Source organism: Sphingorhabdus sp. EL138 (assembly GCF_945862485.1).
Lineage (GTDB): Bacteria > Pseudomonadota > Alphaproteobacteria > Sphingomonadales > Sphingomonadaceae > Sphingorhabdus_B.
On the sequence record NZ_CAMAYF010000008.1, the window covers coordinates 46,543 to 67,539 of the forward strand.

The 20,997-nt window shown below is 56.2% G+C and carries 25 protein-coding genes; 19 read left to right on the top strand and 6 right to left on the bottom strand.

Annotated features, from left to right (window positions below; all coding sequences use genetic code 11):
* Positions 1–28: 28 nt before the first annotated feature.
* The 4 genes from Q0O33_RS05380 (at position 29) to Q0O33_RS05395 (ending at position 2,762) form a co-directional block, all read left to right on the top strand.
* Positions 29–538, top strand: a complete 510-nt coding sequence (locus Q0O33_RS05380) for a MarR family transcriptional regulator (RefSeq protein ID WP_295497067.1) — start codon at positions 29–31, stop codon at positions 536–538.
* Positions 538–864 carry a phosphoribosyl-ATP diphosphatase gene (locus Q0O33_RS05385; RefSeq protein WP_295497069.1) on the top strand — a complete coding sequence of 109 codons (327 nt, stop codon included), beginning with the start codon at positions 538–540 and terminating at the stop codon, positions 862–864. Before Q0O33_RS05380 ends, Q0O33_RS05385 begins: the two co-directional genes overlap by 1 nt.
* A gap of 3 nt (positions 865–867) precedes the next feature.
* Entirely contained in the window at positions 868–1,245 is a 378-nt protein-coding gene (locus Q0O33_RS05390; protein ID WP_295497072.1) for a histidine triad nucleotide-binding protein, read from the top strand.
* A 68-nt stretch (positions 1,246–1,313) separates the two neighbouring features.
* Positions 1,314–2,762, top strand: coding sequence for an amino acid permease (locus Q0O33_RS05395; RefSeq protein ID WP_295497075.1), 1,449 nt, complete (start codon positions 1,314–1,316; stop codon positions 2,760–2,762).
* A gap of 95 nt (positions 2,763–2,857) precedes the next feature.
* Here Q0O33_RS05395 and Q0O33_RS05400 read toward each other — a convergent pair whose 3' ends face one another.
* On the bottom strand, positions 2,858–4,111 hold the full coding sequence (locus tag Q0O33_RS05400) for a multidrug effflux MFS transporter (protein ID WP_295497078.1): 1,254 nt from the start codon (positions 4,109–4,111) through the stop codon (positions 2,858–2,860).
* Positions 4,112–4,150: 39 nt separating this feature from the next.
* A complete protein-coding gene (gene radC / locus Q0O33_RS05405; protein ID WP_295497082.1) occupies positions 4,151–4,846 on the bottom strand; it encodes a DNA repair protein RadC in 696 nt (231 codons plus the stop codon).
* Between the two features lie 379 nt (positions 4,847–5,225).
* Here radC and Q0O33_RS05410 point away from each other — a divergent pair, with 379 nt between their 5' ends.
* From Q0O33_RS05410 to Q0O33_RS05465, 12 genes are all read left to right on the top strand, one after another.
* Positions 5,226–5,543 carry an AtpZ/AtpI family protein gene (locus Q0O33_RS05410; RefSeq protein ID WP_295497086.1) on the top strand — a complete coding sequence of 106 codons (318 nt, stop codon included), beginning with the start codon at positions 5,226–5,228 and terminating at the stop codon, positions 5,541–5,543.
* A gap of 100 nt (positions 5,544–5,643) precedes the next feature.
* On the top strand, positions 5,644–6,399 hold the full coding sequence (locus Q0O33_RS05415) for a F0F1 ATP synthase subunit A (RefSeq protein WP_295497163.1): 756 nt from the start codon (positions 5,644–5,646) through the stop codon (positions 6,397–6,399).
* 44 nt (positions 6,400–6,443) lie between these two features.
* Positions 6,444–6,671, top strand: coding sequence for a F0F1 ATP synthase subunit C (locus Q0O33_RS05420; RefSeq protein ID WP_123153826.1), 228 nt, complete (start codon positions 6,444–6,446; stop codon positions 6,669–6,671).
* A gap of 58 nt (positions 6,672–6,729) precedes the next feature.
* Positions 6,730–7,224 (top strand): ATPase, encoded by a 495-nt coding sequence (locus Q0O33_RS05425; protein WP_295497092.1) that lies wholly within the window; start codon positions 6,730–6,732, stop codon positions 7,222–7,224.
* The gene (locus Q0O33_RS05430) at positions 7,217–7,843 is read left to right on the top strand and encodes a F0F1 ATP synthase subunit B (RefSeq protein WP_295497094.1); all 627 of its coding nucleotides are present in this window, start codon (positions 7,217–7,219) and stop codon (positions 7,841–7,843) included. Before Q0O33_RS05425 ends, Q0O33_RS05430 begins: the two co-directional genes overlap by 8 nt.
* 86 nt (positions 7,844–7,929) lie before the next feature.
* Positions 7,930–9,873 (top strand): excinuclease ABC subunit UvrC, encoded by a 1,944-nt coding sequence (uvrC, locus tag Q0O33_RS05435; protein WP_295497095.1) that lies wholly within the window; start codon positions 7,930–7,932, stop codon positions 9,871–9,873.
* Positions 9,874–9,943: 70 nt separating this feature from the next.
* A complete protein-coding gene (locus Q0O33_RS05440; RefSeq protein ID WP_295497097.1) occupies positions 9,944–10,255 on the top strand; it encodes a hypothetical protein in 312 nt (103 codons plus the stop codon).
* Between the two features lie 37 nt (positions 10,256–10,292).
* Positions 10,293–10,883, top strand: coding sequence for a recombination protein O N-terminal domain-containing protein (locus Q0O33_RS05445; RefSeq protein WP_295497100.1), 591 nt, complete (start codon positions 10,293–10,295; stop codon positions 10,881–10,883).
* Between the two features lie 156 nt (positions 10,884–11,039).
* Positions 11,040–12,086 carry a 3-isopropylmalate dehydrogenase gene (gene leuB, locus Q0O33_RS05450; protein ID WP_295497103.1) on the top strand — a complete coding sequence of 349 codons (1,047 nt, stop codon included), beginning with the start codon at positions 11,040–11,042 and terminating at the stop codon, positions 12,084–12,086.
* A gap of 27 nt (positions 12,087–12,113) precedes the next feature.
* Positions 12,114–13,319, top strand: coding sequence for an aminotransferase class I/II-fold pyridoxal phosphate-dependent enzyme (locus Q0O33_RS05455; protein WP_295497107.1), 1,206 nt, complete (start codon positions 12,114–12,116; stop codon positions 13,317–13,319).
* The gene (gene apaG / locus Q0O33_RS05460) at positions 13,319–13,729 is read left to right on the top strand and encodes a Co2+/Mg2+ efflux protein ApaG (protein WP_295497110.1); all 411 of its coding nucleotides are present in this window, start codon (positions 13,319–13,321) and stop codon (positions 13,727–13,729) included. Before Q0O33_RS05455 ends, apaG begins: the two co-directional genes overlap by 1 nt.
* Before the next feature lie 10 nt (positions 13,730–13,739).
* Positions 13,740–14,540: a LysR family transcriptional regulator gene (locus tag Q0O33_RS05465; RefSeq protein WP_295497113.1), complete on the top strand. Its 801-nt coding sequence runs from the start codon at positions 13,740–13,742 to the stop codon at positions 14,538–14,540.
* Positions 14,541–14,668: 128 nt separating this feature from the next.
* Here the strand turns inward: Q0O33_RS05465 and parE are convergent, their stop codons facing one another.
* Both parE and Q0O33_RS05475 read right to left on the bottom strand, forming a co-directional pair.
* The gene (gene parE, locus Q0O33_RS05470) at positions 14,669–16,657 is read right to left on the bottom strand and encodes a DNA topoisomerase IV subunit B (protein WP_295497115.1); all 1,989 of its coding nucleotides are present in this window, start codon (positions 16,655–16,657) and stop codon (positions 14,669–14,671) included.
* Between the two features lie 87 nt (positions 16,658–16,744).
* A complete protein-coding gene (locus tag Q0O33_RS05475; RefSeq protein ID WP_295497119.1) occupies positions 16,745–17,416 on the bottom strand; it encodes a GcrA family cell cycle regulator in 672 nt (223 codons plus the stop codon).
* 145 nt (positions 17,417–17,561) lie between these two features.
* Here Q0O33_RS05475 and Q0O33_RS05480 point away from each other — a divergent pair, with 145 nt between their 5' ends.
* Positions 17,562–18,365 carry an ABC transporter permease gene (locus Q0O33_RS05480; RefSeq protein WP_295497122.1) on the top strand — a complete coding sequence of 268 codons (804 nt, stop codon included), beginning with the start codon at positions 17,562–17,564 and terminating at the stop codon, positions 18,363–18,365.
* Positions 18,366–18,401: 36 nt separating this feature from the next.
* Here the strand turns inward: Q0O33_RS05480 and Q0O33_RS05485 are convergent, their stop codons facing one another.
* Positions 18,402–18,821 (bottom strand): DUF2147 domain-containing protein, encoded by a 420-nt coding sequence (locus tag Q0O33_RS05485; RefSeq protein ID WP_295497125.1) that lies wholly within the window; start codon positions 18,819–18,821, stop codon positions 18,402–18,404.
* A 94-nt stretch (positions 18,822–18,915) separates the two neighbouring features.
* Between Q0O33_RS05485 and maiA the strand changes: the two genes are divergently transcribed.
* Positions 18,916–19,548 (top strand): maleylacetoacetate isomerase, encoded by a 633-nt coding sequence (gene maiA / locus Q0O33_RS05490; RefSeq protein WP_295497127.1) that lies wholly within the window; start codon positions 18,916–18,918, stop codon positions 19,546–19,548.
* A complete protein-coding gene (locus Q0O33_RS05495) occupies positions 19,548–19,994 on the top strand; it encodes a MarR family winged helix-turn-helix transcriptional regulator (protein ID WP_295497129.1) in 447 nt (148 codons plus the stop codon). Before maiA ends, Q0O33_RS05495 begins: the two co-directional genes overlap by 1 nt.
* 13 nt (positions 19,995–20,007) lie before the next feature.
* On the opposite strand, the gene Q0O33_RS05500 is transcribed toward Q0O33_RS05495, so the two are convergent.
* A complete protein-coding gene (locus Q0O33_RS05500; RefSeq protein WP_295497131.1) occupies positions 20,008–20,955 on the bottom strand; it encodes a C13 family peptidase in 948 nt (315 codons plus the stop codon).
* Between the last annotated feature and the right edge of the window lie 42 nt (positions 20,956–20,997).

A 20,997-nucleotide genomic window follows, 5' to 3' on the forward strand; every position in this document is an offset into this window, starting at 1 on the left:
CCTATGGCCTAGGCCAAGATACGTCAATATGGCTGTCCCATCTTCTGTTTCTGTCCCCCCGACTGCGTCGCCTTTGTTCCTTCGTGAAAATGAAGTGCGCCGCGGGGTTGAGCTTTTGTTCTTCGGATACACGCGGCTCACCCGCGCAATTGACGAAGGGCTGGCGGAACATGGCCTCGGCCGCGCGCACCACCGCGCGCTATATTTTATTGCGCGCCAGCCCGATCTGCCGATTAGCGCGTTACTGAAAATTCTCGCTATCACCAAACAATCGCTTGGCCGCGTGCTTACCGATTTGGCGGACCGGGGGCTTATCGAAACGCAAACGGGTAATATTGACCGGCGTCAGAAACTCTTGCGCCTCACGCCCGAGGGGGTTCAGTTCGAAGCGCAATTGTTTGATGCGTTGCGTAACAGCTTGGCGTCTGCTTATGCCGCCGCGGGTCAGGAATCGGTGACAGGCTTTTGGCGCGTGCTGGAAGGCTTGATCCCTGCTGAGGACAAGGCCATGGTCGTCGCCTTACAGAAAGACATTTGATGCGCGATACTCTCATACGGCTCGAAGACACCATTGCCCAGCGCGCGGACGCTGCCCCTGACAGCAGCTATGTGGCTTCTTTATTCGCCAAAGGCCGTGGCAAAATCGCGCAAAAGGTTGGCGAAGAGGCTACCGAGACTATTATCGCGGCGCTCTCAGGGGATGCGCAAGAGGTTACGGCCGAGGCTGCTGACCTGATTTTCCACTTGCTGATATTGCTACGTGATGTGGGCGTGAAGCTGGACGATGTGCTCGTTGAACTGGACCGCAGGGAAGGTGTGTCTGGCTTGGTCGAAAAAGCGGCGCGGACACAAGCCAAGGAGTGACACATGCCGATTGATCCGACACTGGAATATGACGACCAGAATATTTTCGCCAAAATCCTGCGCGGCGAGATATCGTGCCGCAAGGTGTTTGAGGACGAATGGGCCTTGGCCTTTGACGACATCAACCCACAAGCACCCGTCCATGTGCTGGTGATTCCCAAAGGTGCCTATGTCAGCTGGGACGATTTTAGCACCAAAGCCAGCGATGCGGAAATCGCCGGCTTTGTCCGCGCCGTGGGCCAAGTTGCACGCGAATTGGGGCTGGTTGAGCCGGGATATCGCCTGCTCGCCAACATTGGACTGGACGCGCATCAAGAGGTTCCGCACCTACACGTCCATATTTTTGGTGGAAAACCCCTCGGCCCCATGCTTATGCGGTGAAATTAAGTTGCGCTAATGCACGGAGTGTTTAGTTCGACTTGGGAGCTATTATTTTTTGGGAGATGAGTATGATTTTCGGGCGCGTTAAGCCGCTTGATGCGATCTTGGCTACGGCTGAGAAAAAATCGCTCACGCGAACGCTGGGGGCTTTTCAGCTTACCATGCTAGGTATTGGTGCCATCATTGGTACGGGCATTTTTGTTTTGACAGCTGAGGCTGCAAATAAAGCTGGTCCGGCCATGATGATCAGCTTTGTCATCGCTGCGGTGGTTTGCGGGCTCGCGGCATTATGTTATTCCGAATTGGCATCAATGGTGCCCGTATCAGGTTCTGCTTACACCTATAGCTACGCCACTTTCGGCGAAATCATTGCATGGATTGTCGGCTGGGCGCTTGTTCTCGAATATGCCATTGCTGCTTCTGCTGTTTCGGTTGGCTGGTCCGGCTATATGGTTGGGCTTGTCGAAAATATCTTTGCGATAGAGGTCGGCAATGACTTTGTTGCTGGGCCATTTGACGCGAATCCTGGCATTATCAATGTCCCGGCTATGCTCATCGCTTTATTGTGTATGTCGTTATTGTTGATTGGGACGAAAGAAAGTGCGCGCTTTAACGCAATCTTGGTCGCCATCAAGGTGTCGGCTCTCATGCTCTTTCTTGCTTTGGCATTGCCAGCAATGAACGCAGAAAATTTCCAGCCATTTAGCCCGAACGGTTTTTTTGCGAAGGAAGTGGTCGATCCGATTACCAATAATATGGTCACAGTCGGCGTTGCGGCAGCAGCCGCCTCTATTTTCTTCGCCTATGTTGGTTTCGATGCCGTTTCCACCGCAGCAGAAGAAACAATCAATCCGCAGCGAAATATCCCGATCGGTTTGATTGGATCGCTGGCGATTTGCACGGTCATCTACATGTTGGTTGCGGCTGGTGCTACGGGTGCCGTTGGGGCGCAACCGGGTGGTGAACTGTCCCAATCGAAAGAAGCTTTGGCTTTCGTACTCAACGAAATTGGTCATGGCTGGGCAGGAAAGCTTGTGGCTATTTCGGCTGCCATTGCATTGCCCTCGGTTATCTTGATGATGATGTTCGGCCAAACCCGCATCTTTTTTGTGATGGCGCGCGATGGCTTACTGCCTGACGTGTTTTCCAAACTTCATCCGAAATATGGAACGCCGCATGTCGTAACCTTGTGCACGGGTGTATTTGTCGCATTGTTTGCAGCGCTTTTCCCAGTGGGCAAGTTGGCCGACATTTCAAACTCGGGCACCTTGTTCGCATTCTTTACCGTTGCGGTCGGTGTCATGATTTTGCGCCGGACCAATCCCGACCGCCCTCGGCCATTCCGTACACCTTTGTACTTCTTGGTTTGCCCCTTGGCTGCGGCAGGTTGCGTGTTCCTGTTCTTCCAACTTTCCGGTTACACGGAACTTATGTTCCTAGGATGGACAACAATTGGGTTGGTCGTGTACTTCTTATACAGCCGTGGGCGCAGCCATGTTGGCCGTGGGATTGTCTAAAGTTAGCGCGCTGAAAAGCGGTTTATCCCCGATTTGGTAAATTGGTTGCCAAATAACAAAAGGACAGGGGCGCTTCGGCGTCCCTTTTCTTTGCGCTAATTGCGCGGGTTGGTGGGCAGGGGCAATGTGGTGCCGGGGCGAGTGAACAGCTTCCCCTTTTCGCACCACAAGACAAGGCTAAGCGCAACGAGGCCGCAGCACAGGAAACCTAGCGCCACCGGATATACCGTGCCGTCAAACTGCTGCCCGATAAATGCGCCCAGCGAAGCCGCAAGCAATGTTCGGACGAAGGTTTGGAAGGATGATGCCGCCCCTGCGACATGACCAAAGGGGGACATGGCAATCGACGAGAAGTTGGAACCGATAAAGCCAATCATCGCCATATTGCCAGTTAGTAAGATGAGAAAGATCGGCAAGGACGTTGGCGCAAATTTGGCCGCAAGCAGTTGCAACGCGCCAAGGGCAATGAAGGTCAGCAACGCGGTTTGCGACACGCGGCGGGCGCCAAAGCGTTCGACGACGCGCGAATCGGTGAAGTTGGATACCGCTATGCCGATGGCGATGATTGCAAAACCAATGGTGAAGAAGTCTGCCGCTTTGAACACCTTGTCAAACATTTGCTGCGAACTGTTGAGATAGCCGAACAAAGCGCCCTGCGTGACGCCGGCACCAATCATATAGCCCGCAGCGTTGCGGTTCAGGACAACAATCTTCCATGCCTTGGCAAGCGCCTTTGGTTGAATAGGAATGACATTTTCGGGCGCCAATGTTTCGGGCAAGCGCAGATAGACCCAAATAGCGGCGGCGACGGCCATGAAGGCCATCAGGTCAAAAATCACGCGCCAGCCCGCAAACAGCAACACCAACTGGCCAATTGTCGGCGCGATAATCGGGACGATCATGAAGATAAGGAAGATGGTCGACATGCGCCGCGCCATGGCGTCGCCTTCAAACTGGTCGCGGATGACCGAAACCACGAGAACGCCCATCGCCGCCGCCAACAGCCCGTGGATAAAGCGCATGATCAGCATCATTTCAAAATCAGGCGCGAAGGAACATGCCAGCGACGCTATCGCCGCACCAATGGTTGCAAACAACAATATCGGCTTTCGTCCATAGCGGTCGGACAATGAACCGTAGATGAGCGCGCCTATTCCTGTGCCAGCCAGAAAAATCGAGATGATATATTGGATCTGGTTCGGCTCGGCGAGGCTGAGGCCGCGCACCATAGCGGGGAAGGCGGGCAACATCGCGTCAATGGCCAGCGCATTGAGCGCCATGAGCGCCGACATCATGACGGTCAGCTCGCGCGGACCAATGGATTTTTGAACGGGAGTCGAGGATGGCATTTTGTGGCTATGCGGGAGCGGTCACCATTTTGCCACCCGCTAAATTAGCCCAGAGCTACGCATGCTGCTGAATCCGTTTTTGCCGATGATGATATGGTCATGCACGGCTATGCCGAACTTTTTCCCCGCATCCGCAATGTCGCGCGTCATAGCGATATCTTGGCGGCTGGGCGCGCTGTCCCCGCTTGGGTGGTTGTGGACAAGAATAATCGCTGCCGCGCCAAGGTCCATCGCCCGTCGGATGACTTCGCGGGTGTAAATGGCGGCTTGGTCTATGGAGCCCTCGCTTGCCACCTCATCGCGGATCAACATGTTTTTGCTGTTAAGATACAGCGTGCGTACGCGCTCGATTGTCAGATGTGCCATGTCGGCGCGCAAATAATCGAGTAAAGATTGCCATGACGAGAGGACTGGCAGCTCGCGCACGGGTTCGCTGAGGAGGCGCAGTGCCGCCACTTGGACTATCTTCAACGCCGCAACGCTGGTTTCGCCCATCCATTTTTCTTGCAAGATACTGTCGGCGTCCGCGGTCAGCAAAGCAGACAGGCTGCCGTAACGGTGAATCAAATCCTTCGCGATCTGCTTGGTATCTCGGCGCGGAATGGCGAGCGCGAGGAGATATTCGACCAATTCATGATCATGCAGGCTCTCGCCATTTTTCTCCAACAAACGTTTACGCAAACGCGCGAGGTGGCCCGTGCCATGATGTTCGCTCTTGTCCGCAATATCTGTCATCAGGTCTATCCTGTTGTGATATAGTTCTTTTCTGTGATTTTTACTTCAGGCGCAAGCAGCATAAAGCGTATAGCGTTGCGTACAGTATGGTGCCTGATTATCGTACGCGGGGTTGCACGTAATAAACACCACTCACCATCGGGCGCTTGGAAAACCAATAACGGCAGCGCGCCCGAATTGGACCCACGTTGCCCGCGTTGAGACTGCCAAGATAGTTTGGATAGGCCGCGGCAGAGATGCTGCGGCCTTTTCTATTGCGTCGCAACAATCTTGCAGGCGCGCTGTTGACTTGGCGCAGACGCTCTCCTAAAGCACCGGTGCCTAGGCGGGGTTGCCCCGATTTCGTGGTGGTTCCCTTTGATAAAGAGGATGCAATCACATGACGTCGGACAATTCCGGGCAGGATGGCAAAGGCAAAAGTGACGCTCGGCTCGATTCGTTAGACATGCAGCTGAAAGCGGCGCGGAAGGCCGAAGCAGAACGCGCAGGTAAAGATCAGGTTCCAGCCAAAGGAATGCGGCAAGGGAACAGGGTTTTGACCGAGCTGATCGCTGGTCCTGCTGGTGGTGCACTGGTTGGGTGGTTGTTTGACCGCTTGCTGGGTACTTCGCCTGCGCTTCTGTTGGTCTGCATGTTTTTGGGCATCGCAGTCGCCTTCAGGAATATTATAAAGATATCAGGGGAGCGTCCGGAATAATCTGGGCGCTTGCGTCGTATAATATGCCCACGCGATTGCGCTTGGGTGTGGAAAAAACAGGGTAGTGAACGTGGCAGGCGAAAGCGGCAAAATCGATCCGATGTACCAGTTCAAGATTGAGCCGCTCGCGCAGCTCCAGCTTGCTGGATACGACGTCTCCTTCACAAACTCTTCGTTGTTCATGATCCTCGTATTGGGAGCCTTGTGGCTGTTCATGTGGGGCGGAATGAAGCGTGATCTGGTTCCCGGTCGCTGGCAGATGGCGGTTGAAGGCGTAGCCGGCTTCGTCAACAATATGCTGACCTCAAGCGTTGGTCCCGAAGGCAAGAAATATGTGCCTTTGGTGTTCTCGCTGTTCATGTTCATTCTGATGGCAAATTTCATGGGCATGATGCCATTTGGTATCGTCCCTGGCGTACACCCGTTCACTGTGACCAGCCACCTGACCATCACCGCCGTGCTTGCGGTCATCAGCTTTGGCACCGTTCTGATTGTTGGTTTTTGGAAGCATGGCCTTCACTTTTTCAGCCTGTTTGTGCCACATGGAACACCTTGGTGGTTGCTGTGGCTTATCCCGCTGATCGAACTGTTTTCGTTCCTTATCCGCCCCTTCAGCCTCGCACTTCGTCTTTTTGTCGCCATGACAGCTGGGCACGTGTTGATGAAGGTGTTGGCGGGCTTCGTCATTAACGGCCTGAACGCAGAAGCTGCGTGGGTGCCATTGGTGGTCAGCATTCCTTCTTTCATCCTGATGATCGGTATCACGCTCCTTGAGCTGCTGGTATGCGCCATTCAGGCTTATGTATTTGCCCTTTTGACCTCGTTATACATCAACGACGCGGTCAATTTGCACTGAGTTTTTTCGACTACCCATATGTATTTTTGACAGGAGTTATTATCATGGACGCAGAAGCAGCAAAATTGATCGGTGCAGGTCTTGCAGCAATTGGTGCCGGCCTCGCCGCTGGTGGTGTTGGCAACGTTTTCGGTTCGTTTCTTCAGGGCGCTTTGCGTAATCCTGCAGCAGCAGACGGTCAGCAGGGTCGTTTGTTCATCGGCTTCGCAGCCGCCGAACTTCTCGGTCTGCTTGCGTTCGTTGTTGCGATGATCCTGATCTTCGTTGCCTAATTGACGGTTTCGCCCCGGCAACCGCCGGGGCATTCTTTCATAAGGACAAGCGCGTAACATGCCCCAGATTAGTCAGATCCTTGAAACCTATGCATCGCAGTTTTTTTGGCTGCTCATTGTCTTTGGCCTGATCTATTTTACGATCGGTCATGGCATGTTGCCAAAAATTGAAGCGAGCATGGACGCGCGCGATCGAAAGATTGCGGACGACCTTGCGGCAGCCGAGCGTGCGCGGGCAGAGGCCGACAATCTGGGCGACAGCGGTGCTGCCGACCTGAAGGCGGCACGAAATGAGGCGCAAGCCAAATCCTCCGCTGCCAAGGCGAAGGCTGCAAAGGACGCAGATGCGCGTCTGGCGAAGGCCGATGCCGAAATCAGCACAAAGGTCGCTGCGTCTGAAGCGGCATTGTCCAAGGCAACCGCCAAAGCATTATCCGGCATCGAAACCGTGGCCGCAGAAGCCGCAGCCGATATCGTCGCCAAGGTTTCGGGTGCCAAGGTCACATCTGCGCAAGCCGCAAAAGCAGTGAAGGCGGTAATGTCCCATGGCTAATCCAGCAGAAGCAACCGAAGCAGCCGCAACCGCAACCGCAACCGCGTCTGCACCAGACGCAGCCGCCATTGCTACGCCAGCCGCAGAAGCACATGCCTCAACAGAAGCGCACGCTGGCGCTGAAGAACATGTCGCACCGTCGGCGTTGGGCTTTGATGCCTCTATGCTCGTCGCATTGGCGATGCTCGCGGTGATTGCCTTGGCACTTTGGAAAAAAGTTCCTGCGATGATCGCCGGCGCGCTGGATAACCAAATTGCGGGCATCCGTGCGCAATTGGATCAGGCGACCGCTTTGCGGGCCGAAGCTGAAGCTATCAAAGCCGAATATGAAGCCAAGGCGAAGCAAGCCGCGATTGATGCCGAAGCGATGAAGTCTGCTGCGGAAGAAGAAGCTAAGCTGATCATATCGCGCGCCAAGTCCGACGCCACCGCGTTGATTGGCCGCCGTGCGCAAGCGGCAGAAGAAAAAATCGCTGCCGCCGAGCGCGCCGCGATTGCCGATGTGCGTAAGACTGCTGCCACGGCTGCTGCGGCCGCTGCGACACAGCTTATCGCTGCGCATCATGACGCAAAGGCCGATGCCGCGTTGATCGATCAGTCGATTGCGTCGCTAAACTAAGCTAACAAGCCATCATTTCGTCATTTCCCTGCTCACGCGGGAATGACGTTGTGTAGTGTAAAGACGTTGCCTACATGGCAGGCAACATGTCCAAAGCCGACCGCCCCGACCAACCCAACGCAGCCTCCCGCTTTAGCGAGGAAAAGGCGACCTATGCGGTGCGCGGTGCGGACACGCCAGATTTCGACACCGGCATCGCCGTGATCCGCAATGTCCTTAATACCCTCCCGCTCAAACCTGGCGTCTACCGCATGCACGATGCGCGCGGCGACGTGCTTTATGTCGGTAAAGCGCGCGCCTTAAAGAATCGCGTCGGCAATTATGTGCAGATTGACCGGCTACCCAACCGCTTGCGCCGGATGGTGGCGTTGACGCGATCCATGACCATTGTCACCACCAATAGCGAGGCTGAAGCGCTGTTGCTGGAGGCGCAACTCATCAAGCGTTACCGCCCCGCTTACAACGTGCTGCTGCGTGACGATAAAAGCTTTCCCTTCATCCTGTTGCGTGCAGACCATCAATTTCCGCGCATTCAGAAACATCGTGGTGCGCGGCGGCATAAAGGGCAATATTACGGCCCGTTCGCCAGTGCTGGTTCCGTGAACCAAACGCTGAATGCGCTGCAAAAATTGTTTTTGCTACGAAGTTGCACCGACAGTTTCTTCAATAATCGTGACCGGCCTTGTTTGCTGTACCAAATCAAGCGCTGCTCCGCGCCTTGTGTCGGACGGATTGATGACGCGTCCTATAACAATCTTGTCGCGGATGCTAAGTCCTTCCTCGACGGCAAATCCTCTGCGGTGCAGACGAAACTGGCCAAGGAAATGGAATCTGCCGCCGAGGCTCTCGATTTCGAACGCGCTGCCATGGTGCGCGACCGGCTTCGGGCGCTGACCTTCATTCAAGGGGCGCAGGCTATCAACGCAGAAGGCGTGGGCGACGCTGATATTTTTGCGCTGGCACATCGCAATGGGGTGATGGGCATTCAGGCGTTTTTCATTCGCGGCGGGCAAAATTGGGGGCATCGGTCCTTCTTTCCTGCGCATGTTGCGGAAATGAGCGAGGACGAGGTTTTCACCAGCTTTCTCGCGCAATTTTATGAGGATGTACCCCCTGCGAAGTCCATTTTCCTTGATCGGCAACTGACCGAAGCAGACTTGTTGGCAGAGGCACTTTCCGAGCGTGCTGAACGCAAGATCGAAATCAGCATGCCGCAACGCGGTGACCGTGTGCGCTTAGTGAAACAAGCAACGCGTAACGCCGAAGAAGCGCTTGACCGCAGACTGGCGGAGAGCACCACACAGGGTAAATTGCTGCAAGAGGTGGCTGACCTGTTCGAATTGCCCGAACCGCCGCGCCGGATCGAAGTCTATGACAACAGCCATATTCAGGGGACTAACGCGCTGGGCGCGATGATTGTGGCGGGGCCCGAAGGCTTCATCAAAGGTCAATATCGTAAGTTCAACATCAAAAACCCGGACACTGCGCCGGGTGATGACTTTGCGATGATGCGCGAAGTTATGGCGCGGCGCTTTGGGCGGTTGATGGCTGAGGAAGGCGAGCAGGAACGTGATGAAAATTGGCCCGACCTTGTCCTGATCGATGGTGGCAAAGGGCAAATGAGCGCGGTCATGCATATCGTGCGCGAATTGGGTGTGGAGGATGTGGCCTTTATCGGCGTGTCCAAAGGTCCAGACCGGCACGCGGGCCGTGAGACGTTCCACTTCCCGGATGGCCGCGAATTTACCTTGCCCGTCAATGCGCCTGTCATGTTTTATTTGCAAAGGCTGCGCGATGAGGCGCACCGCTTTGCGATTGGCGCGCACCGCGCAAAGCGCAGCAAGGCGATTACCGTCAGTCCGCTTGACGAAGTTCCCGGTATTGGCCCGTCACGAAAAAAGGCGCTATTGATGCATTTCGGCACCGCCCGCGCCGTGCGTAATGCCAGCCTTGAAGACTTGCAAAAGGCGCCCGGTGTGTCCGCCGCCGTCGCACAAACGGTCTATGATTATTTTCATAGCAATGGCTGATGCCCGCCGTGGCGGAATGCGGCACCGCTATTTTGATTGCATGGTGAAGCGGGTGCGATAGAGACATGTGATGCCGAACAATCAACTGCTTCTGGAAGCTATCGCGCTCAAAAAATGTGTCACCTTGGTGTATAATAATGTGCCGATGAAGTTGGCCCCGCATGTTTTGTATTCCAAGCACAGTGCCGTGTTCACCGATGCCGTAATATTGGAAAAACATGGCGTGGTACGCCGCGATAAGAAGCTGGGTGCCTTTCATTTGTCGGGGCTCAACGACCTGCAATTGACGGACCAGCCATTCGACATTGACGCCGCGTTCGAACCTACCTCTGAAAAATATGCCGATGTGACCTTATTCATGGTCAGCGCAGACGCAGGATAGAGCTTCCCCTCTCGCCCCAGTCTTGGCATGAGGGCACATGGATATTTCGGCATCTGCCATCATCTGCGCGGTCCGCAACCATGGCGAAACAGGCGCCATTGTGCGGGGCTTTACCGCGGAGTACGGCATGCTTGCGGGCTATGTCGCGGGCGCGCGGGGGCGGCAATTGCGCCCAGTCCTTATCCCCGGTAATGTAATCAAGGGCGAATGGCGCACGCGTAACACCGGACAATTGGCACGTCTGACTCCCGAACCTTTACACAGCCGTGCACATTTACTTAGCGAACCATTGGCGACTGCCGCGATTGATTGGGTCACGGCGCTGACTGCTGCGACATTGGCGGAAGGCATTGCCTATCCGCGTATCCACAGCGCGGCGGACGGCTTATTGTCCGCGATTGAGCTTGCTCCGGCGGCGCGGGTATGGGCAGGCGCCGTGGCGCAATATGAAACATTGCTGTTGGCCGAACTTGGCTATGCCGAAGAACATGACAGCGACAGCGCGCCCGTGGCGATAATGGCGCAGACCCGCAAGCGGCTCGTCGCACATGTGCTAGGCGACCGGCGCGCCGACGTCATGGCCGCACGCGAACGCCTCGTGGAGCGATTGAAAAGGGCAGTTGCATAAGCGTGCGGCTGTTGGCAGTGGAAAGCCTGCCATTTCAGTATCGTCATGCTGAACTTGTTTCAGCATCCATCGTGCCCCATAGCCTGCGACTTGTGACGAGAAATGAACCCTGAAACAAGTTCAGGGTGACGGTAGAAAGTTAGAGGATAAGGTCGAATGTTAGTTGCCTTGTTACCTGGGGACGGAATTGGCCCCGAAGTCATCACGCAATCACGCCGCGTTTTGGATGCGCTCGCCATCGACGGGCTGGTCTTTGAAGAAGCGTTGGTTGGCGGCGCGGCCTATAAGGCGACCGGACATCCTTTGCCGGCGGACACGCTGGCGCTTGCCAAGCGCGCGGATGCGATTTTGTTTGGCGCGGTCGGCGATCCAGATTGCGATGCGCTAGAACGACATTTGCGCCCGGAACAGGCGATATTGGGCCTGCGCAAGGAACTATCCTTGTTTGCAAATCTGCGCCCCGCGACCCTTTTTCCCGAATTGGCTGACGCCAGTGCGCTGCGTCCTGAAGTCGCGTCACAAATAGACATGGTCATCGTCCGCGAACTCAATGGCGATGTCTATTTTGGCGAAAAGGGTATGCGCAAAACCGCTGATGGCAGGCGCGAGGGCTATGACATCATGTCCTATGATGAGGATGAGGTCCGCCGCATTGCGCGCGTCGGTTTTGAAACCGCGATGGCGCGGGGCAAGAAATTATGCTCGGTGGACAAGGCCAATGTGCTTGAAACGTCGCAATTGTGGCGCGATGTTGTGATTGAAACCCATGCCGAATATCCCGATGTCGTCCTGAGCCATATGTATGTCGACAATTGCGCGATGCAATTGGTGCGCAACCCCGGCCAGTTTGACGTGATCGTGACAGGCAATTTGTTCGGCGACATATTGTCGGATCAGGCCAGCATGTGCGCTGGCTCGATTGGCATGTTACCCAGCGCGTCGCTGGATGCCGCGCAAAAGGGCTTATATGAGCCCATCCACGGCAGCGCGCCCGACATTGCGGGGCAAGGTAAAGCCAACCCGCTTGCCACGATATTGTCGGCGGCGATGATGCTGCGTTACTCGCTGGGTTTGCCAGAGCAGGCCGACCGGATTGAAGCGGCCGTTGCGAAAGCACTATCTCGCGGTGCACGTTCGGCGGACCTTGGCGGCACACATTCGACCCGCGAAATGGGTGATGCGGTGCTTGCCGCCTTGACCTGAACCCTGCTCTCCCCGAAAAGCGAACTTATGAAGAAAACAACAGGCCAGAATCGCGAAATCACCAAGCATTGGCGTCCCGCCACCCAAGCGGTGCGTGGTGGCACTTGGCGCAGCGAGCATGGTGAAACGTCGGAGGCATTGTTCCTGTCGTCGGGCTTTACCTATGACGATGCGGAAACCGTTGCTGCGCGCTTTGCTGGTGAACAGGATGGGATGACTTATTCGCGGTTGCAAAACCCGACGGTGCAAATGCTCGAAGAACGCATTGCGCTGATGGAAGGGGCGGAAGCGTGCCGCGCCCAAGCCACGGGCATGGCGGCGATGACCACGGCGTTATTGTGTCAGTTGCAAATGGGCGACCATGTCGTTGCCGCGCGTGCGGCGTTCGGGTCATGCCGTTGGCTGACCGACAATTTGTTGCCCAAATGGGGCATAAGCACAACCACCATCGACAGCCGCGACAATGACGCGTGGAAGGCCGCGATTCAGCCGAATACCAAAGTGTTCTTCTTTGAAACGCCAGCAAACCCGACGATGGACATTGTCGACATGGCCTATGTCTGCGGCCTTGCCAAAGAACATGGAATCACCACTGTGGTCGACAACGCCTTTGCCACCAGCGTTCTGCAGCGGCCCATGGATTATGGGGCGGATGTCGTAGCCTATAGCGCGACGAAGCTGATGGACGGGCAGGGCCGCGTATTGGCTGGCGCTGTCTGTGGTTCGCAGCAATGGATTGATGACGTGCTGTTGCCGTTTCAGCGTAACACCGGACCTAATTTGTCGCCATTCAACGCTTGGGTTGTTCACAAGGGGTTGGAAACGCTGGAACTGCGCGCGATGCGGCAGTCGGAAAACGCGCTTGCCGTTGGCAAATTCTTGGAAGGCCGCGTGCCGCATATCATGCATCCGGGCCTTGCCAGCCACCCGCAACACGCGCTCGCCATGCAGCAGATGAAGGCCTGCGGGCCAATCTTCGCGTTTGAAGTAGATGGCGGTCGCAAGCAGGCGCACGCCTTGCTCAACGCGCTGCAACTGATCGATATTTCGAACAATATCGGTGATGCGCGCAGCTTGATGTGCCACCCGGCATCCTCCACGCATCACGGCATGGGCCCCGAAGCCCGCGAAGCGATGGGCGTCGGCGAAGGCATGATCCGCATCAATGTCGGTTTGGAAGACCCCGCTGACCTCATCGAAGATCTGGATCAAGCGCTAAAGGCGGCTGGCTAATGAACAGCATATTGGATTCCTTCTTCGCGGTCAGTGCCACCACGGAGGACATCACTGTGCGCGTCGCACCAAATTTTTTGGTGGAACAATCCGTGCCCGCGCAAGGACGCTGGTTCTGGTCTTACCATATCCGCATCGAAAATGGCGGTGACGAGCCCGTGCAATTGATGACCCGACATTGGCGGATCACCGATGGTCGCGGCATGATCAACCATGTCGATGGCGATGGCGTGGTTGGCGAACAACCCGTGCTCCGCCCTGGTGAAAGCCATGATTATGTCTCCGGCTGCCCCCTACCAACACCCAGTGGTACGATGGAAGGGCAATATCGCTTTGTGCGGGAGGATGGTACGACGTTTCTGGCTGAAATTCCGCGCTTCACGCTGGTAGCACCGGCCACGGCGCGATGAGCTTACACGCATGAAACGTACGCATTTGCCTTTAAACGGTCTGCGTGTCCTCGACGCCGCGGCACGGCGTTTGAGCTTTACGAAGGCCGCCGACGAACTCGCGGTCACACCCGCCGCCGTCGGCCAGCAAATCCGTGCGCTGGAGGAAATGTTGGGCGTTGTGCTGTTCCGCCGCACGCCCAAGGGGCTTGAACTGACGGACGAAGCGGCAAACGGCCTTGATGCCCTGCGCGCCGGGTTCCTGCAATTCGAAGAATCGGTCCGTGCGATGCAGGCGGGGCAGTCGTCCAATGCGCTGACCATTGCCGCGCCGCGTGATTTCACCGCCAAATGGCTAGCCGCGCGACTTGCGATTTTTAGCAAGGCAAACCCCGATACGCGCTTTAATTTGGTTGCAGCGGACGAGAATATCGACTTTACCGAGGCCAATCTGGATCTCGCCATTCGCTTGACCACTGGGCCGGGCGAACATGAGGGTATCCGGCTTGCAGCGGGCGCTTATGTGACTGTTGCTGCGCCAGAAGGCGGGGCAGACACACCGATTAGCTGGCCCAATTGCCCGCTTGCCAATGGCGTTGCCGCCTTACGCTTGGCCGACGCTGGCCTCGCCATTGACGCTGCGGCGATTGGGCTGGGCAAGGCGACCGTTCCATTGATCCTTGCCGAGGCTGACATCGCCAGCGGCAAAGTCCGTGCCGTCGATAATGCGAAGGAAAGCGATGACGCTTATTGGCTAGTCGCCCCCCTGCCGCAATGGCGGCAAAAGAAGGTCAAGGCGCTGGTTGACGCGTTGACTGAGAGTCATCGTTAATTTGCAGATCACCGTCACCCTGAACTTGTTTCAGGGTCTATCGTGCAGCAAGGACGGACCTCGAAAGGCGGAATAGACCCTGAACCAAGTTCAGGGTGTTTCCAGTGGAAGGAGACTACCCAACCCGATTAAGCGTCAATCGTATCCTCATCCAACTGCGCGGCATTTTCTTGGATGAAGTTAAACCGATGCTCCGGATTTTTGCCCATCAGCCGATCGACGAGATCATTGACCACCGCGCGGCGTTCATATTCATGCGGCAAGGTGATGCGGATCAGCGAGCGGGTCGCCGGGTCCATTGTGGTTTCCTTCAACTGGTTCGGGTTCATTTCGCCCAAGCCCTTAAAGCGGCCCACATCGACCTTTTTGCCCTTGAACACGGTGGCTTCTAACTCGGCGCGGTGCGCGTCGTCGGCGGCATAGACGCTTTGGCTGCCATGCGTCAGGCGATAGAGTGGCGGTCGCGCGAGGAACAGATGCCCTGCCTTTACGATCTCTGCCATTTCCTGGAAGAAGAATGTCATCAGCAAGGTCGCGATATGCGCGCCATCAACATCTGCGTCGGTCATGATGATGATGCGTTCATAGCGCAGATTATCGGGGTTGCAGTCCTTGCGGGTGCCACAGCCCAACGCCAGTTGCAGGTCGGCGATTTCACTGTTCGCGCGGATCTTGTCAGCGGTGGCCGAGGCGACATTTAGGATTTTACCTCGGATCGGCAAAATCGCCTGCGTTTTGCGGTTGCGCGCTTGCTTTGCGCTGCCGCCGGCGCTGTCGCCTTCGACGATGAACAATTCGGTGCCGGTTGGGTCGTCCGACGCGCAATCGGTGAGCTTGCCCGGCAAGCGCACCTTGCGGCCTGAGGTCGCGGTCTTGCGCTTGACTTCTCGCTCGGCCTTGCGGCGCAAGCGGTCGTCGACTTTTTCAAGGATGAAGCCCATCAGCGCCTTGCCGCGTTCCATATTGTCGGCCAAATAATGGTCGAAATGGTCGCGCACTGCGTTTTCGACGAGGCGTGTTGCTTCAGGCGAGGTCAGCCGGTCCTTGGTCTGGCTTTGGAATTGCGGGTTGCGGATGAACACCGACAACATCAATTCGGCTTCGTTGAAAATATCTTCTGCTGAAATTTGCGCGGCCTTTTTCTGACCAATCAGTTCGCCAAAAGCGCGCAGGCCCTTGGTCAGCGCAGCGCGGAAACCCGCCTCATGCGTGCCGCCATCGGGCGTGGGAATAGTGTTACAATACCAGCTATAGGATCCGTCCGAATATAAAGGCCATGAAATCGCCCATTCGACGCGGCCCTGTGCATCAGGGAAATCCTGCGTCCCCGCGAAAAATTCGGTGGTGGCGCAGGCACGGGTGCCAAGCTGTTCGCGCAGATGGTCCGACAGGCCGCCGGGGAATTGGAACACTGCTTCGGCGGGCACATCTTCGCTGGCCAGTTCGGCATCGCAACGCCAGCGGATTTCGACACCTGCGAACAAATACGCCTTTGACCGCGCCAGACGGAACAGCCTCGCGGGTTTAAATTTGGCGTCGGCGCCAAAAATCTCTGAGTCGGGCGTAAAGGCAATCGTCGTGCCGCGCCGGTTGGGTGTGGGGCCCAACTCCTCCAATTTGCCGAGCGGCAAGCCTTGCGAAAAGCGCTGACGATAGAGCTGCTTGTTCCGCGCGACTTCAACCAAAGTGTCCGTCGACAGCGCGTTGACGACCGACACACCCACGCCATGCAGCCCGCCGGAGGTCGCATAAGCCTTGTCGGTAAATTTTCCGCCGGAGTGCAAAGTTGTGAGGATAACCTCAAGGGCAGACTTGTCGGGGAATTTTGGATGCGGATCGACAGGAATGCCCCGGCCATTGTCGGTGATGGTCAGGCGGTTGCCGACACCCAGATGCACTTCTATCCGACTGGCGTGGCCTGCAACAGCCTCATCCATTGAGTTATCGAGCACTTCGGATGCGAGATGGTGCAACGCGCGTTCGTCGATACCCCCGATATACATGCCGGGGCGACGGCGAACAGGCTCAAGCCCTTCCAACACCTCAATCGCAGAAGCGGTATAATCATTGGATGCGGCGGTGGCGGCCGCGCTGCCGCCGAACAGATCATCGGTCATATGCATGCTATAGGCATGGGAGAGTCACCCGCGCAAGCAAGAGCGCAAAGCTTTGAAAATCGCCTGTGGATATTTCGTTTCCGGTCCTTAACGGACGCGTGGTCCACCGAATGGCATGGGGGGTGGAGGACGACGCACACCGCGTGGAAGCTGCGCCTGATAGGCGCGGCCGCAATGTTCGACGCAATATGGAAAACCGGAGTTTACCGGCACACCGCAGAAATGGAAATCCGCTTCGCCGGGGTGGCCGAGCGGCCAGCGGCAAATACGCTCGTTCAAATCCAGCAAGGACGTTTTGTCCGCCATTTCGGGGCTTGGTTTTGCGGGCACAAGGCGGCGTGGCGGGGCAGGCGGGATGGGCGCTTGTTGATCTCCGGGACCCTGACGCATGAAACCGCCCGGTCCAATCGATACGATACGCGGCATCGCCGACGCGCGCGACACAGGAGCCTCTAAAGCATTATCATCTGCGCGCATGGGGGCAATGGGTTCAGCGGCTGGGGCGGATGGCCGCAAGCGCGCTGGCGCAGCGGCGGCAGGCGCCTTTGCCGGAGCAGGTGCAGCCTTTTTCGGCGCAGCTTTTTTATCGGGGTCATTGGACTTAACAGGGGAAGGGCGTGATTTTAGGCCCAAACGGTGGGCCTTGCCAATCACGGCATTGCGGCTGACCCCGCCAAGTTCATCTGCAATCTGGCTTGCTGTTAGGCCTTTGTCCCAAAGCGCCTTTAAATGATCAATCCGCTGGTCGGTCCAGGACATAAATGCAATTCCAATAACGAGTTTTATTTGCCGCGTGCATGACGCGATTGCGCCTTGCGGTTATCGTTGCAAGCCGATAGTCGATTGCGCGATGACTATCCACCATAAAAGCAATATAGGCCAAGATAGGGATGCTAATCCCATTGTGCAACTGCCCGACGGCGAACGGCATATCCGCAATGTAAACTGGGTCGGGCTGCAAACCTTGTACATGAAAGAGGTTCGCCGCTTTTTCAAGGTGCAGATGCAAACCGTGTGGGCCCCGTCCATTACAACCTTGCTCTATCTGATTATCTTCACCGTCGCTTTGGGCTCAGTTAAGCCAATTGTGCTTGGCGTGTCATTTGCAGATTTTATCGCGCCTGGCCTGATCATCATGGGGATGATGCAGAACGCGTTTGCGAACTCGAGCTTCTCACTGCTGGTCGGTAAAATTCAGGGTACGATTGTGGATTATCTGATGCCGCCTTTGTCCAATGCGGAGGTTTTAGCCGCGCTCACGGCGGCGGCGGTGACACGGGCGTTTCTGGTTGGCGGAACGATATGGCTCGCCATGCTATTCTGGCCCGGTGTCCACGTCACGCCGGTGCATTATTGGGCGGTTTTGTGGTTCGGGTTGATGGGGGCCATGATGCTTTCGCTTATTGGCGTTATGACCTCGATCTGGGCGGAAAAGTTTGATCATACCGCAGCGGTCAGCAACTTCATCGTCGCGCCTGCGGCTTTGCTGTCGGGTACTTTCTATTCGGTCGATAAACTGTCGCCCGTTTTTCAGGCTATCAGCCACGCCAACCCGTTTTTCTACGCGATTTCGGGCTTCCGCTATGGCTTTATCGGCAGCGCGGATAGCCCGGTGATGTTTGGCGCATTACTGCTATTGGGCATCAATGGGGTGTTGGGGCTTATCTGCTATCTCTTGCTGCGCTCTGGATGGAAATTACGCGCATAATCAGCGCTGCAAGGTGGATTTAAGCTGTTCTACCCCTTAGCTTGTGGGGGTCCATGTCTGCGCCTGACAAAAGGGTCCAATACATCCTTTGACGACCAGATTACCTGAGTTGCCCTTATAGACGATTGAGCGATAGGTTTTGCCTGACTTCGGATCGTAAATCTGGCCCTTCCATTCTTTGCCGTCCGACTTAAATCCCGTCAGGACATTCATGCCCAATATCGTTCGGTTGCGTAGCGCTTTATCGGGATTGTTCACATCCTTCGCGCCTGCACCTGCTGGTGGGTTGACAAGAAACTTCACGAGCTTCCCGCATAATGCCGCGCCACATTGGTACACTTCGACCACACCGTCCTTGCTTTGTGTGATCCAGCGCCCAGAAATTGGCGCGGCGGCTTGCGCCGGAATTGCCGCGCAGATTACGGCGGCGATTATCCATTTCGTTGCGTGGTGCATATTTGGTCCTTCGCTTTTGAGACTAGCATAAACGGCAGATTAGCAAGCTGCAATGCTTTTGCCTTTTGCTAGTGCCGTGCTAATTGCCTAACGCATGAATGAGATTGTCCTGTTCGATTATTGGCGTTCTTCCGCCAGCTATCGCGTGCGCATTGTGCTGAACCTTAAAAATGTTCCGTACACGCGCGTGCCAACCAGCCTGCTGGACAATGCCCAAAGGGCGCCTGATTATGTGGCGCGTAATCCCCAAGGCTTTGTGCCCACATTGTCTATAGACGGGCATGATCTGACGCAGAGCTTGGCGATTATTGATTATCTCGATGCGGTATATCCCGACCCCGCGATGGTGTCGTCCAATCCGACAGAGCGCGCGAAGACATTGGCGCAAGCGTTGATCATTGCTGCCGACATACATCCCATCGATAATTTGCGCGTGTTGCGATATCTGAAGGATCAGATGGGCCAATCGCAAGAGGCTGTCGACCAATGGTACCGGCACTGGATAACCGAAGGCTTCACGGCGTTGGAGGCTATGGCCCCCGAACATGGCTTATTTGGCGGTGACTTGCCGAATTTGGCTGATGTCTGCCTGGTGCCGCAAATGGCGAATGCCCGCCGCGTGGATACGCCGCTGCATGCCTTTCCCAAGCTATTGCGGATGGATGCCGCGCTGACTGCGCTGCCGGCTTTTGCTGCGGCGCATCCTGACCAAGTGAAGCCCGACTGATGCCAAACCAAAAACTGACGCTCCGTGCGTTTTTGCCCTATCAATTATCCATCACATCGAACGCGGTCAGTGACCTGATCGCGCGCGCCTATCGTGGCAAATTTGCGCTCAAGGTGCCGGAATGGCGTGTCATGGCGCTGTTGGGTGAAAGCGATGTGGCAACCCAGCGGCAGTTGGTTTCCGCAACCGCGATGGACAAGGTAACCGTGAACCGCGCGTGCAAGACGTTGGAAGACCGCAGCCTTATTAGCCGTGTGCCGAACATGTCGGATGGCCGCTCACATCATCTGGCGCTCACGCCTGCAGGCCGCGATTTGTACGACCAAATTGTACCGGAGGCGCTGGCGTTAGAGGCCGAGCTTGAGAAGATATTAGGCAGCGGTGAGGCCAAGTTGCTGGAGGCGATGTTGGCGCAATTACGTCTGCGGGTCGCCGAGCTGGGTTGAGTTTGCGATAATCTCAATTGTTCGATATCGCAGGACGTCCGACCTTCGCACTGGCCGTTGTGGGCATCTTATTCTCCAGCACATCCAGCCAAATCCGCGCATTTTCTCCGATGAAAACCTGTGGCCGTGATGGCTTTAGCGCCAAAGTGTTTTCCCATTGCATAATGAGCCCGGTGGCTTCGGCAATGGCCGCGTCAAATTTCTGCGGTTTGCGTAAGGCGTGGTTCATCAAGGCATCGCCAAAAAAGGTCCAGTCATTGCCCGGCGCGCAGCCGAATGAAGTGCGCTGCGATGATGCGGCCGTTACGATAACGGTCTGATCATTGGTCAGCAACGGAATGAAAATCCCAGAATAGCAGGCCGATAGCAGCACCATGCGGCGCTTGACACCGATACCGTCGAGCAAATCGGCAAGCCCTTGCGGCGCTATCATGCCCGCAGCATTGTCCTTGTCACGATAGGCAAGGCCCGACAAAGGGTCGCCATGGCTGGTGGCGAATAGGATGAGGACATCTTCCTTTGTGTCCATCTTGTCGGCAATCGCGGCCAATGCTGTGGCGAGGTTTGAGGGCGACCCTTGCGGCGCGCCTGTGGCTTTATCGTCGCCGCCTGCGGCCAAATATACAGTGCGACCCGTCGCCCCATAACGCCGCGCCAATATCTTTGCGGCTTCAGCAGACTCGCGCGCAAAGACCGCGTCGGAATCGAGGCCAATGGAGACCACATAAGCGTCAACGACTCCCGGCCTTTGCGGTTGCAACGCATTGATCGCAGTGGACAGTTTTTTGTGCTGCGCCAGATACCAAGTCGCTGACCGCTTCTGTTCTGCAAACCAACCGTTTTTGGCTGCTTCGACCGTGTTAAAGCCCTGTTGCTGGCTAAAGGCAGAGCCAGTGACGAGCAACGAAAGCGCCATCGCTCCTGCCTGAACCAACCGCAATTTGGCGTTCTTATTTGCCATGTCGCTATGTCTAAACGCAGAGTTGCAGTTGCCGCAACTGCA

Coding starts and splice junctions, on each gene's coding strand:
- Q0O33_RS05380 (WP_295497067.1), top strand. CDS start 29: ATGGCTGTCCCATCTTCTGTTTCTGTCCCCCCGACTGCGTCGCCTTTG.
- Q0O33_RS05385 (WP_295497069.1), top strand. CDS start 538: ATGCGCGATACTCTCATACGGCTCGAAGACACCATTGCCCAGCGCGCG.
- Q0O33_RS05390 (WP_295497072.1), top strand. CDS start 868: ATGCCGATTGATCCGACACTGGAATATGACGACCAGAATATTTTCGCC.
- Q0O33_RS05395 (WP_295497075.1), top strand. CDS start 1,314: ATGATTTTCGGGCGCGTTAAGCCGCTTGATGCGATCTTGGCTACGGCT.
- Q0O33_RS05400 (WP_295497078.1), bottom strand. CDS start 4,111: ATGCCATCCTCGACTCCCGTTCAAAAATCCATTGGTCCGCGCGAGCTG.
- radC (WP_295497082.1), bottom strand. CDS start 4,846: ATGACAGATATTGCGGACAAGAGCGAACATCATGGCACGGGCCACCTC.
- Q0O33_RS05410 (WP_295497086.1), top strand. CDS start 5,226: ATGACGTCGGACAATTCCGGGCAGGATGGCAAAGGCAAAAGTGACGCT.
- Q0O33_RS05415 (WP_295497163.1), top strand. CDS start 5,644: ATGTACCAGTTCAAGATTGAGCCGCTCGCGCAGCTCCAGCTTGCTGGA.
- Q0O33_RS05420 (WP_123153826.1), top strand. CDS start 6,444: ATGGACGCAGAAGCAGCAAAATTGATCGGTGCAGGTCTTGCAGCAATT.
- Q0O33_RS05425 (WP_295497092.1), top strand. CDS start 6,730: ATGCCCCAGATTAGTCAGATCCTTGAAACCTATGCATCGCAGTTTTTT.
- Q0O33_RS05430 (WP_295497094.1), top strand. CDS start 7,217: ATGGCTAATCCAGCAGAAGCAACCGAAGCAGCCGCAACCGCAACCGCA.
- uvrC (WP_295497095.1), top strand. CDS start 7,930: ATGTCCAAAGCCGACCGCCCCGACCAACCCAACGCAGCCTCCCGCTTT.
- Q0O33_RS05440 (WP_295497097.1), top strand. CDS start 9,944: ATGCCGAACAATCAACTGCTTCTGGAAGCTATCGCGCTCAAAAAATGT.
- Q0O33_RS05445 (WP_295497100.1), top strand. CDS start 10,293: ATGGATATTTCGGCATCTGCCATCATCTGCGCGGTCCGCAACCATGGC.
- leuB (WP_295497103.1), top strand. CDS start 11,040: ATGTTAGTTGCCTTGTTACCTGGGGACGGAATTGGCCCCGAAGTCATC.
- Q0O33_RS05455 (WP_295497107.1), top strand. CDS start 12,114: ATGAAGAAAACAACAGGCCAGAATCGCGAAATCACCAAGCATTGGCGT.
- apaG (WP_295497110.1), top strand. CDS start 13,319: ATGAACAGCATATTGGATTCCTTCTTCGCGGTCAGTGCCACCACGGAG.
- Q0O33_RS05465 (WP_295497113.1), top strand. CDS start 13,740: ATGAAACGTACGCATTTGCCTTTAAACGGTCTGCGTGTCCTCGACGCC.
- parE (WP_295497115.1), bottom strand. CDS start 16,657: ATGACCGATGATCTGTTCGGCGGCAGCGCGGCCGCCACCGCCGCATCC.
- Q0O33_RS05475 (WP_295497119.1), bottom strand. CDS start 17,416: ATGTCCTGGACCGACCAGCGGATTGATCATTTAAAGGCGCTTTGGGAC.
- Q0O33_RS05485 (WP_295497125.1), bottom strand. CDS start 18,821: ATGCACCACGCAACGAAATGGATAATCGCCGCCGTAATCTGCGCGGCA.
- maiA (WP_295497127.1), top strand. CDS start 18,916: ATGAATGAGATTGTCCTGTTCGATTATTGGCGTTCTTCCGCCAGCTAT.
- Q0O33_RS05495 (WP_295497129.1), top strand. CDS start 19,548: ATGCCAAACCAAAAACTGACGCTCCGTGCGTTTTTGCCCTATCAATTA.
- Q0O33_RS05500 (WP_295497131.1), bottom strand. CDS start 20,955: ATGGCAAATAAGAACGCCAAATTGCGGTTGGTTCAGGCAGGAGCGATG.